Origin of the sequence: Paenibacillus selenitireducens, from assembly GCF_002021565.1 — a bacterium.
GTDB classification, from domain to species: domain Bacteria; phylum Bacillota; class Bacilli; order Paenibacillales; family Paenibacillaceae; genus Paenibacillus_K; species Paenibacillus_K selenitireducens.
On record NZ_MSZX01000027.1, the window covers coordinates 1 to 12,324 of the forward strand.

The window sequence follows — 12,324 nt, forward strand, 5'->3', positions numbered from 1 at the left end:
STRCSSATNDATACTNTRYCHNAGCDGCAGGCCGGATGTGGCTGCGCTGGCGCCGGGCGCAGCGGCCAGCGAGCGCAAGCGCTCCGCGCGCTCGCGCTCGCGGTGCTCGAGGCGGCGCAGCTCTGCGAGCGCCGCCGAACGGGCGAGCAGCGCAGCATGCTGCTCGCCAAGCTGTGTAGCCTGCGCGTCCGCGGTCGCGCGCAGCTGCTCGAGCAACCCATCCGCAAGCTGCAATGCTTGCTTGCGGTATAACCCCTTCGCATCCGCGCTAATTTGCTTCGAATAATTCATCGTATATTCATTCGTAAAACCGGCACCCTCGCTCACACGCGCTGCAAGCCACTCAGGGGTGATTTTCGACAGGACGAGTGCATATCCCGAACTCCATGTTTCTGACGCCGCACCCACGACCTCAGCCAGCTTACGAAGAAGGTCCCCTACATGCCAATCCACATGAGCACGTACTTGCTCGAGGAAATGCTGATGCAAGCCTTGCAGACGACGTTGCTGCTCTTCTGCCGTTTTCCCTGCCGTAAATAAGAAGCCAACCTTAAAGCCCGGCTTTCTGCTCTCCAGATACTTAGCGGCGAAATCGCGCGTCTCTGCTGGAATGATATTCGCATGTTCAACCATGCTGCTTAAATCTTGTCTGAACTGAGCCTGTACGGTATCCGAATAACGGGCTAATCGGGACTGCTCCTGCTCCAGGGAGGCCAATTCTTCCGCCAATTTTGCAGCCTGCTCCTGACCGCCCATGGCGTCGATCCATTGCTGCTTCTCCGACTCCACCTGCTGCTCACACCAACGCAAATGAGCTTCTACCACTTGGGCAGCGGATCCCATCACACTCACATGACATAACGTGGTCTGATGCTTCATGAGTTCTTGAATCAACCATTCCAACGAAGACCATTCATCCTTCGGATGATCTGGATTTTTTAAGGATAGATAGAGAATGCCAGCGGGCTTCAAGTTCCATGCCGCGAAGGATTGCTCTACCCCCTTGCGATACGATTCGAACGAAATCTCGCGCTCCCGGTGTTTATCAATCTGATTTACAATCAAATAAATGGGTTTACCCCAATCCGCCAATTGCTTCGCAAACGCGAAATTAATCTCCGATTGAACATGATTATAATCCATCACATATAACACGATATCCGCCAAATGAAGCGCTGATTCGGTTGACATGCGATGCGCATCATCTACCGAGTCTACCCCGGGGGTATCTAACAACACCCCTTTCTCACCTAGAAACGGGAGATCATCATACAGCTCCACGGATTCGAAGTCCGTCCCATTCACGCAATACGCTTCTAATTCATCTAAGGGCACCGTTAACTTCGCTTGTTCGACACCTTCGGATGATGGCATTCTCGTAATGACGGCGCGCGGCTCGCCATGTCGAATCCGAACGAGATTCGCGCTTGTCGGAATCGGAGAAGACGGCAATATTTTTTTGCCGCAGAGCCGATTGATCAGACTCGACTTTCCTGCCGAGAAATGACCGCAGAATGCAATCGTGAACTGTTCTTGATCCCACTTCTGCTTCATTTGTTGTATTTTGATGGCATTCACATGGTCCCCTGCATCACGCAGCCATGCTTCTAGCGGTTCTAAGCTTGCCTTGCAATAAGATTGTTCCTTTGAAGTAAGTACACTCATCGTTTTTTCTCCCCGACAAAAAAATAACCGAGATCTCACGGCATTCGGTTTCCCTGAATTTTCCGTAAGATTTCGGTTTCTAGTGTACCATATTTTGGTCTGTTGGAATAAAGATTTCAAAAACTTTTCCGTGTTGTAGGATAGTAATATTGCGATCTTTTACTTTCATAACTACAACTTCTGGTTTAACTTTCATTTTATCAAGGTAGTTTTCAGGTACCGTACCGGAATCACTTACCGTTACACCTTCAACCTCGATTTCTTCGTTTTCTTGAAGCTCTGTTGCAATTACGGTCTCATAAATGTCAGAGAACAATTCAAAATTGTCCGTATACACTGAGATGCATTTCATTTCAATCTCATCCTCTTCTTTTTTAGATTGCCTTAATCCTTATCTTTCCTTACTTGGATAGGTTTCATACGTTTTTTGCCTTCACGGCAAATGCTGAGCAGCGGACAAACATCACATTTCGGGTTCTGTGCCTTACAATGATAACGTCCAAAAAAAATCAGTCGATGATGGGTTAATGTCCACTCGTCGCGAGGAACACGCTTCATCAATTTCTTCTCAACTTCCAGCACAGAATCCTTCCAATTCGCAAGTCCAAGCCGCTTGGACACGCGCTCAACATGCGTATCAACCGCAATCGCCGGTACGTCAAAAGCATTCGACATGACGACGTTCGCTGTTTTTCGACCGACGCCAGGAAGCTCTATGAGCTTCTCATGCTCTTCGGGCACTTCGCCATTATAACGCTCTAATAGCATTTGGCACAAGTGCTGAATGTGTTTTGCTTTACTCCGAAATAATCCAATTCGACGAATATCTTGCTCTAGCTCCTCTATGGGAACGGCTAAATAGTCTTCGGGTTTGCGATATTTCTGGAATAAATTCGCAGTCACTTTATTGACGGTCTCATCCGTGCACTGTGCTGACAGTAACACAGCGATGACCAATTCGAACGGATTCGAATGATGTAACTCACAATGCGCATCCGGGAACATCTCCCCCATTGTATCTAGAATATAGCGGACTGTCGTTGCATTCATGTAACAAACAACCTCCTTTCAACAAGAAAACCGCCTTGACGCGAAAATTCCACATCAAGACGGTTTATCGGATGCAGTCAATCGAACTTATTGCTTCTCAATTTCAATAATTTGATTGTTATTGAAGACAAGCAGCACTTGATCGCCCTCAGCCAAAGATTGTAAATTGAGTAAAGTATCGCCTTTATGAACGTATACGTTCGTCACGAATTTAAATACAAAGTTGTTATCGGTTAATGACGCACGTTGTACATAGAAATCATTCGTAGAAGCCGAATAGCGATTAAACTTGCGGCTAAGCGAATCTAATACGCGCACAATCGTATTTCCATTCGCATCGGATTTTACCTCTACGCGGTCATTGGCCGAGAGACTATTGATATTCGTACTAATCGAATTATTACGCACAATTTGATAGCTCGAAGTCAGCTTTATTTCTTTAGACTGTCCTGTGAAATCTTTAACCGTCAACTTTTGATTTGCGGAATCAATTGTTTCCACTTTACCATAAGTCAACGTCACTTTGCGAACCAATTCTGCAACATTTCCTGAAAAATTCACATTTACGACTTGGCCAGGTGTGAAATCTGATACTTTGATCACGGCACCCGTCTCATTTAAGAGGGTAACACCTTCTAAATCAAGCGATTCAATATATCCTTCACTAGATTTGACGCTCAATTTATTCTTGGCAACATCTGTCGAATACACCTCAAATTGACCTGTTGACTTCAAGGAAATCCGGCCCACTTTATCTTGTGTCGTACGTAATTGCGCAGAAATCGTATCTCCAACCTTAATATTCGATAATGTAGAATTCGTCTTACCGTGAACGAACACGACTGTTGTTCCATCATAACTCAATGTCATGGTCTGACCAGCATCAGTGACAAGTGTAAGCGTCTGACTTGAAGTATTTAGGCTTAACAATTTGCCGTCGTATTTATACACTTTTTGAAGGGTTAAGATGTTATCTCCCAATACCGTAAGATTAACTTTCGTCTTCTCCGGAAGAAGGCCTTCTAAATCTTTTAACGTTGTATTTCCTACACCAAAGTCGAGCTTCGTGTTTTCCTTCACGTTGAACACAAACGCTTTCTCCTTCGCATTCATCACCGTCAAAATTTGTTGCTTCTTGTTATAACCTACTACGGATAATTCTTGAAGCTGCTCTACCTTCCGGCCAACAACTTGAATCTTAGATACACGATCATCTGGGGTAATCGTTAATTCAATCACATCCCCGTTTGTATCATCAGATACCAAATCCGTGATCTTCGCGTCTTGAATACCATCCACGACAACTTCAACTTGATCCGCAAGGAGGTTCACTTCAGGTTTTGAAGATCCTTCCTTCACGTACGTAACCAATTTGCTGGAGCTGCTGATGTTAATCAATGTCCCGCGAACTGTACGCGAGCTTGTCTGCGTAATTTCCAAGTTCGTCACTTGGCCATTTTTCACGCTATAAGAGATCACATCATTTACTTTAATCTCTGACAAGCTTTTCAACACTTGATCTTGATAGAGTATGATTGCATCGGATGACACCGTTAATGTTTCCTCCGTATTAGAACCATCTTTTACCTTCAAAGTCCCGTTCTTCGCATCCACTGCCGTTACGATCCCCGCACCCGATTTATTAATCGGCGCAGATTTCACTTGTACGACAATCACCTTGTGTTGACCTGAGAATGTTTCGCGTTTCACATCAATCATGCTATCAGGTACTAAATCTTTAGCCGAGATCGTTTTTCCGTTTTGATCCAAGAATACCGTAGCGGAATCAAAATCAAATGTTACATAGTCATCGTTGCTCAACACAGTGAACTTCGATCCTGTCGCATGCAGACGCTGGAATTTCCCCTCATTCGATTCCAATTGAACCTTCGGATCGATTACTTCGACATAGCCAGCGTTCCCTTGCGTTTCAATGACTTTCACTTTCGTATAGGCTTGTACCGTAGATGCGGAGACAGCCGCTTCGGAATCCGCCGTGAAATACGCCGTACTTCCTGTCAGCGCGTAATTATGTACTTTGCCGTCTTCCCCATACAAGGACAAATTCGTATCTGTAAGACTCGTAATCACGCCTTGTGCCACATTATCGTATTGGATCGAAGTATGAGCATCCCCGCGGCTAAAGAAGGCCGCTAATTGCGAACGTGTCACATTCCCTTGCGGCTCAAATTTGTTCCCTTCCATTCCTGTCGTAAGCTTCAATTTAAGCGCAACATTTACATAACCTAACGATGAAGACGAAATTTTGCTATTATCCGCAAAAGTCGTTGCAGTCGTCATCGCCGCTTTGGCATCCGCTTCTTTATTTAATGCACGCACCAAAATTTTAGTAATCCATTCACGAGAAGCTTTTTTCGAGCCCCAAGCATTTTTGTTAGCCTCAGGAGCCATCTCCTCATTTTTATCCAGCAAACCTTTTTCAAATGCCAATTTCACATAAGGTTTGAAATAATTATCCACAACAAAACCGGATTGGAATGCAATAGAAGCACTGGAATCCATATCCTTCTCTAAATTCATATACCGAATCGCCATGGTCACGGCTTCTTGTTGTGTTACTGGGTCATTCGGTCTGAATTTCCCGTTATTCCCCAGCAAAACTTTCTCTAATGCAAGTTTCGTGATATGTTTTTCAGCCCAGAATCCTTTTGTTACATCACTAAACAATGAACTCCCATTGTTCGACGTGTTTGGTGAAGTTGTATTATTGGATCCTGAATTTGTATTGGAAGTCGTATTGTTTGCCGAAGAATCTGCCGGTGTGACTGCAGCGAATGCACTTCCTGCACTGCCCATCACAAGCACTGCCGTCAAGAACAGTGTAATTAATTTTGTTTTCATGGTGGTGAAGCCCCTCTCTCTTACGCTATGAATTGTCCACAATCCTAAATAAATTCAACAAAGAAGCAGGAAGTTCCTGCTTACTTTGTTGAATTTCAATAATTTCTCTAATTTCTCGTGTAAGGATGCTCTAATTCGACATGCCCCATCATCGTATCGACAGATTGACCGTCGACAAGAATATCTACCGATTTCACTTCATCGAACTGGAACGCGGTTTTGAGTAAGGCCTGAACAGCCAGATCTTCCGCTGAAGCTCCTAGATGCGCTTCCGCTGGTACTTTGACATCCACTGTTAAAGCCCCGCCGTCTTTTAGCTCTGCTGAGAGAAATTCCGACTCCTCCCAAAGCGCGATTTGATTGGGATCATCTGTTTTCTGAAGTGTCTTCAAAGCTGTTAAATATTTGTCTTTCTCTTCCACGAACTTGATTTCTTGTTCTTTTGGAACAAGATTAAGAATTTGATCATCCGTATAATAGGATTGAATCTTCAATGTTTGTTCTGTCGGCTGTTGAACCTCTGTTGTATCTCCTGTTTGCGTATTCGTGTTGGTCTCTGTCTTCTGACCACAGCCTGTTGCAAGGGCAAGTAATAAAACAAACGTCCCAGCTAATAATGTAAATTTTCGCATGTGCTCACCTCGTCTTAGGGTTGTAATCCCAAATATTGTTTAATCCCGTTCTTGATCGACTGGGCCACACGATTTTGGAAATCATCCTGGTACAGGGCTGCTTCATCCGTTTGATTCGTTAAATACCCCACTTCCAACAAGCATGCTGGCATCGTCGTCTCACGAGTTACATGTAAGCTTTGTTTGCGTACACCGCGATCAGGTAGCTTCGTACCTTGAACTAGATTGGAATGCATGACTTGTGCAAATGCCTTACTCTCATCATCTCTGGAATAATACGTTTCAGTCCCGCTAATCGTTGCTTTATTGATGCTGTTTGCATGAATAGAAATAAATAAGTTCGCATTGGCTTGCTTCGCAACGGTAACGCGTTCCTTTAATTCCAAGAACGTATCGTCTGAGCGCGTAAGAACAATCTGAACATCTGGATCATTCTGGAATAGTTCGGCGACCTTTAAGGCTTGCGCCAAATTAAAATCCTTCTCGTTCCGTTTATTCAAACTAATGGCACCTGGATCCTTTGCGCCATGTCCTGCATCAATAACAACGACATACTTGCCGTTCGCCGGAGGAATCGTTCCTGGATTACTTCCATTCCCAGGATCTGTCGATCCGCCATTCAAATCAACGATGATCGTGTTCGGATCTTTTGTTGTAGTAAACTGGTATGCTTGATTCTGATTCAAATCAATAACAATCCGTACAGTCGATGGATTACTCGAGAATAAAGAGTAACGAATTTTACTCACGAGAGGATGATCTGTGAGCTGGATCTCAGCTTGTCCATTCGCAGCGAAATTCTGGCTGTTGAAGAACGAATCCGAAAATTTCGCATTCGGAATGTCCACGACGATCCGGTCTGGATTGGATAACTTCGTTTGTGTAGGCTTCACATCGCTTTTACTAACTCCAACGACAAGTCGATTATCCTCGAATGTTACGGTTTGAATTTCTGCAAGATCTTGGGTGACTGAACCATTACCCGAATTCCCGCCGTTTGAACCATTGGAGCCATTGTTCGTTCCATCAGAACCGTTATTCGATCCTTCACCTGTGGAACCGCCTTGGTCTGGTTTCCCTGGTGTGGTAGGCACGTCCGGCTTCGTCACTTCGGAACTATAATCAGATGTGAAGAGATATACAGATTTCGTTGCATTTTCCCAATTCACGACAAGACCCATCTGTTCTCCAACAAAGCGGAGAGGAACGAGCGTCGTATCTGATTTTAGTGTAGGAGGCATGTCCAATGAGACCTTCTTGCCATCCACTGTTGCCCATTTTTGATCTACGACAAGCGTCATGGACGTCTTGTCATTATGTATGGTAACCGTGCGCGTCTTTTTATCCCAATCAACCTGAAAACCTAGCTCCTCAACGACGACACGAATTGGTATCATTGTGTAATCCTTAATGATCTGCCCTCCGGCAGAAGGAGATAACGAGACACCGTTCAAATAAATCTGGAGCCCCGCACTAGCATGACTCATATTCGGTACCATGAACAACATAAAACAAAACAACAACATTCCACCAATTTTTTTCATCCTTCACCCCTACTTTTCTTAGATTTTGATTTTCATCATGTTTCATGTCGAGCAATCGACACGTAGGCACAATATTAGACGTAATAAAACTACAAAAGTTGCGGTAATCAAACAAAAAAAGAGAGTTCCAACCCTATTGATCGTCAAAAGGGATTGAAACTCTACTAAAATTTACCATAGAAACAGGAGCTCAAGCTTACATGATTGATTTCCTTGTATAAGGATGTTCTAATTCGACGTGCCCCATGAGAGAGTCGACGGATTGTCCATCAACAAGAATATCTACAGACTGCACTTCCTCGAATTGAAAGACAGTCTTGAGCACCGCTTGAATCGCTAAATCTTCGCCTGATGCACCTAAATGTGCTTCCGCAGGAATCTTCACATCAATGATCAACGCTCCGCCATCCTTTAAGATTGCAGATTGAAATTCATTCTCTTGCCACAGCTTTACCAGCTTCGCGTCATCTGTCGATTGAAGCGCCTTCAGCGCTTCGAGATATTTTGCCTTCTCATCTGCGAACTTAATATCTTTCTTTTCTTGGACCAAATTCAAGATCTGATCATCCGTATAGTAAGCTTGAATATGAAGCGTCTGTTCGGCATGCTGCTGTGCTTCCGGCTTCCCGCCCGTCTCAGGATCACCGGATTTCTGACCGCATCCTGCGGCAATCGCAATGATTGTTATCAACATTCCTAACAATAATGTCATCTTCCTCAAAATACTCACCTCGGCTTAGGTTTGCAATCCCAAGTATTGTCTAATCCCGTTCTTAATAGACTGCGCCACACGATTTTGGAAATCTTCCGTATAGAGGGCTGCTTCATCAGACTGATTCGATAAATAACCGACTTCCAGCAGAACGGCAGGCATATCCGTCTCTCGTGTCACTTCCAAGCTCTTCTGGCGTACGCCTCGATCTGGAAGCTTAGTGCCTTGGATCAAATGACTGTGCATGACCTGTGCGAAGGCCTTACTCTTATCTTCCCGAGTATAATAGGTTTCCGTACCCGTGATCGAAGACTTATTTAGGATGCTGTTTGCATGAATTGAAATAAATAAGTTCGCTTGAACCTGCTTCGCGAGTGCCACCCGGTCACTGCGTTTCACATACGTGTCATCCGACCGTGTCAGAATAATCTCAACATCCGGATCGTTACGGAATAGCTCAGCAACCTTCAGAGCCTCTGCTAAATTGAAATCTTTCTCATAGCGGTTATTCTTACTGCTCGTTCCCGGATCGCTTCCCCCATGACCCGCATCAATGACAACGACATACTTGCCTGATTGCGGCGGGTTAACGGCGGTTCCTGTCCCCGTACTTGTGCCTGTATCCGACGTACTGCCATTAAGATCAACTATAATCGTATTGGGATCTTTGGTGGTGTAGAGGCTGAAAGACTGACTCTGCTTGATATCCATTACGATACGTACCGTTGATGGACTATTGGAGAAAAGTGAGAATCGAATTTTGCTAACAATGGCGTGACCTTGCACTTGCAGCTCACCTTGTCCATTCGTGCCGAAAATTTGACTGTTGAAGAATTGATCAGCGAATTTCGCATTCGGAATATCGATGACAATACGATCAGGATTCGACAGTCGCTGCGATTTAGGCAATAAACCGTCTTTGCTAACACCTACAACTAGGCGATTATCCTCGAACGTGACCGTCTGTACTTCCGTCAGCTCATCAGCGACTTGCATCCCATTTTCTAGATCCGCCTCATTCAAATCTTCATTCGTGTTCCTATTTTTATCCTGATCCTTCGGTGTCGTTGTACCACCTTGCTCTGGTTCTGGAGATGTTGTCGGCAGTTCCGGCTGCGTTACTTCAGAGCCAAAATCCGACGTGAACAAATACACCGATTTGCTTTCATTTTCCCAATTGACGACAAGCCCCATCTGTTCTCCGACAAATCGGAGCGGAACAAGCGTCGTATCTGATATTAGAGTAGGAGGCATGTCCAATGAGACCTTCTTGCCATCCACTGTCGCCCATTTCTGATCTACGGCAAGCATCATGGACTTCTTGTCATTATGTATGGAGGCCGTGCGTGTCTTTTTATCCCAATCCACCTGAAAACCTAGCTCCTCAACGACGACACGAATTGGAATCATTGTTGAATTCTGAATTATTTGCCCTTCAGTAGAAGGAGCTAACGAGATACCGTTCAAATACATCTGGTGCCCCGCATTAGCATGACTCAAACTCGGTAACATGAACAACATCAAACAGAACAACACTACAGCACCAATTTTTTTCATCCTTTTCTCCTGTCCTTCATAAATTAGACTTTAGTTCGTACAATATCAAACCGCTCGACATCTAGCTATAAAATAAGACACCCAAAACTTTACAAAAGTTGCGGTTTAAAACAAAAAAATAAGAGCTTCAACCTTTGTCTCGCCAAAGGAATTGAAGCTCCGATCCATAGATACGAATTCAAATCTGTATTATGCTAGATTCCGTTGTTGCTCATAAGCCAAAATTTTATCTTCATGCTGCAGTGTAAGACCAATATCATCTAACCCTTGCAACAAGAATTGACGGCGGTGTTCATCCAAATCGAACTGGATTTCCAAACCATACTCATCGGTCAGTTTTTTGTTATCCAAATCAACGGACAACTTGTATCCATCATGCTGTGCCGTACGCTGGAACAAATCTTCAACTTGTTCTTCGGATAACTTAATCGGCAATATTCCATTCTTAAAACAGTTATTGTAGAAGATATCTGCAAAAGAAGGTGCGATAACACAACGGAAGCCGTAGTCAAGAATCGCCCAAGGCGCATGCTCACGGGAGGATCCGCATCCAAAGTTAACGCGGGAAATAAGTACTGAAGCACCGTCATAACGCGGTTTGTTCAATTCGAAGGCTGTATTCACATCGCCATTCTCATGAAATCTCCATTCGAAGAATAGAAACTGCCCGAACCCAGAACGCTCAATACGTTTCAAAAATTGTTTTGGGATAATTGCATCTGTATCTACATTTACGCGGTCAACCGGACCAACAATACCTGTAAGCTGTTTAAATGGTTCCATTGTTTTATTTCCCCTCTCATCTATCACATTCAGGACTTCGTCCAACAGATTAGTTCGCTGCTTTCAATTCCCAGTCACGCACGTCTACGAAATGACCTTTAATTGCCGCTGCTGCAGCCATTGCAGGAGATACCAAATGCGTACGCCCACCGCGTCCTTGCCGTCCTTCAAAGTTCCGGTTCGATGTGGAAGCACAACGTTGACCTGGTTGCAAGACGTCGGGGTTCATTGCTAGACACATACTGCAACCCGCATCGCGCCACTCGAAGCCCGCTTCGGTAAAGATTTTATCCAAGCCTTCTTTTTCCGCTTGAATCTTAACGCGTCCTGATCCTGGAACGACAATCGCCGTCACTTGACTAGATACTTGATATCCGCGAGCAATCTCGGCTGCTGCACGCAAATCCTCAATCCGGCCGTTCGTGCAAGAACCGATAAATACATAATCAATTCCAATCTCAGAGATCGGTGTGCCTGGTTTCAGATCCATATATTCAAGCGCCTTTTCGGCTGCTTTACGTTCATTCTCGGAAGTGAAGTCAGTAGGGTTCGGTACCGTTGCAGTAATATTTGTACCCATACCCGGACTCGTTCCCCAAGTTACTTGCGGGATCAGGCTGTCTACATCGAAATCAACGACAAGATCATAGGTTGCGTCTGCGTCGGAAGCAAGTTGTTTCCAAGCTGCAACCGCTTGATCATAAGCTTCACCTTGTGGAGCATATTGGCGATCACGCAAGTATTCGAAAGTTACTTCGTCTGGAGCGATCAAACCTGCTCTAGCACCCGCTTCGATCGACATGTTACATACGGTCATACGCTCTTCCATCGTCAATTGGCGAATCGCTTCACCTGTATATTCAATCACATAACCTGTTGCAAAGTCCGTGCCGTATTTCGCGATCACGCCAAGAATTAAGTCTTTCGCTGTAACGCCTGGCTTACGGGAGCCGACAAAACGCACTTCCATCGTTTTGGCTTTGGTCTGTTGCAAACATTGGGTCGCAAGTACGTGTTCAACTTCACTTGTGCCGATACCGAATGCCAATGCACCGAACGCACCGTGTGTTGATGTGTGGCTATCGCCGCAGACAATCGTCTTGCCCGGATGCGTTAATCCAAGCTCAGGACCCATAACGTGCACAACACCTTGGTCAAGACTATCCAAGTCATAACAGGTAACGCCAAAATCAGCACAGTTCTTCGATAATGTATCAATTTGTTGTTTGGAGATCGGATCTGTAATATTGAAGCGATCCTTCGTTGGTACGTTATGGTCCATCGTTGCAAACGTTAGCTCAGGACGACGTACTTTACGGTTCGTCAAACGCAATCCTTCAAAGGCTTGCGGAGACGTTACTTCATGAACTAAATGAAGATCAATATACAGAATGCTCGGTTTACCTTCTTCTTGATGAATCACATGATTATCCCAAATTTTCTCAAACATCGTTTTTTTCGCCATTATTATTCACCTCATCATCGATTCGAAACCCTTCAGAATCGCGGTTACTGCTCA

The 12,324-nt window shown here is 44.7% G+C and carries 10 protein-coding genes; all 10 read right to left on the reverse strand.

The features are described 5' to 3' along the window. Positions 1–1,665, reverse strand: a 1,665-nt coding sequence (locus BVG16_RS31580) for a dynamin family protein (protein WP_198957565.1), incomplete at its 3' end; no start/stop codon positions are given. Positions 1,666–1,744: 79 nt separating this feature from the next. Next, entirely contained in the window at positions 1,745–2,017 is a 273-nt protein-coding gene (locus BVG16_RS31585; protein WP_078503173.1) for an NAD/NADP transhydrogenase alpha subunit, read from the reverse strand. A 32-nt stretch (positions 2,018–2,049) separates the two neighbouring features. After that, positions 2,050–2,715 (reverse strand): endonuclease III, encoded by a 666-nt coding sequence (gene nth, locus BVG16_RS31590; RefSeq protein WP_078503174.1) that lies wholly within the window; start codon positions 2,713–2,715, stop codon positions 2,050–2,052. 87 nt (positions 2,716–2,802) lie between these two features. Then, entirely contained in the window at positions 2,803–5,577 is a 2,775-nt protein-coding gene (locus BVG16_RS31595) for an S-layer homology domain-containing protein (RefSeq protein WP_078503175.1), read from the reverse strand. A 107-nt stretch (positions 5,578–5,684) separates the two neighbouring features. Next, positions 5,685–6,209: a GerMN domain-containing protein gene (locus BVG16_RS31600; protein WP_078503176.1), complete on the reverse strand. Its 525-nt coding sequence runs from the start codon at positions 6,207–6,209 to the stop codon at positions 5,685–5,687. 14 nt (positions 6,210–6,223) lie between these two features. Beyond that, complete coding sequence (locus BVG16_RS31605) at positions 6,224–7,753, reverse strand: N-acetylmuramoyl-L-alanine amidase family protein (RefSeq protein ID WP_078503177.1); 1,530 nt, start codon at positions 7,751–7,753, stop codon at positions 6,224–6,226. A 196-nt stretch (positions 7,754–7,949) separates the two neighbouring features. After that, entirely contained in the window at positions 7,950–8,465 is a 516-nt protein-coding gene (locus tag BVG16_RS31610) for a GerMN domain-containing protein (protein ID WP_078503178.1), read from the reverse strand. Between the two features lie 24 nt (positions 8,466–8,489). Beyond that, positions 8,490–10,022, reverse strand: a complete 1,533-nt coding sequence (locus BVG16_RS31615; protein WP_078503179.1) for an N-acetylmuramoyl-L-alanine amidase family protein — start codon at positions 10,020–10,022, stop codon at positions 8,490–8,492. 189 nt (positions 10,023–10,211) lie between these two features. Further along, positions 10,212–10,805, reverse strand: a complete 594-nt coding sequence (leuD, locus tag BVG16_RS31620) for a 3-isopropylmalate dehydratase small subunit (RefSeq protein ID WP_078503180.1) — start codon at positions 10,803–10,805, stop codon at positions 10,212–10,214. 49 nt (positions 10,806–10,854) lie between these two features. After that, on the reverse strand, positions 10,855–12,270 hold the full coding sequence (gene leuC / locus BVG16_RS31625; RefSeq protein ID WP_078503181.1) for a 3-isopropylmalate dehydratase large subunit: 1,416 nt from the start codon (positions 12,268–12,270) through the stop codon (positions 10,855–10,857). Positions 12,271–12,324: the final 54 nt, after the last annotated feature.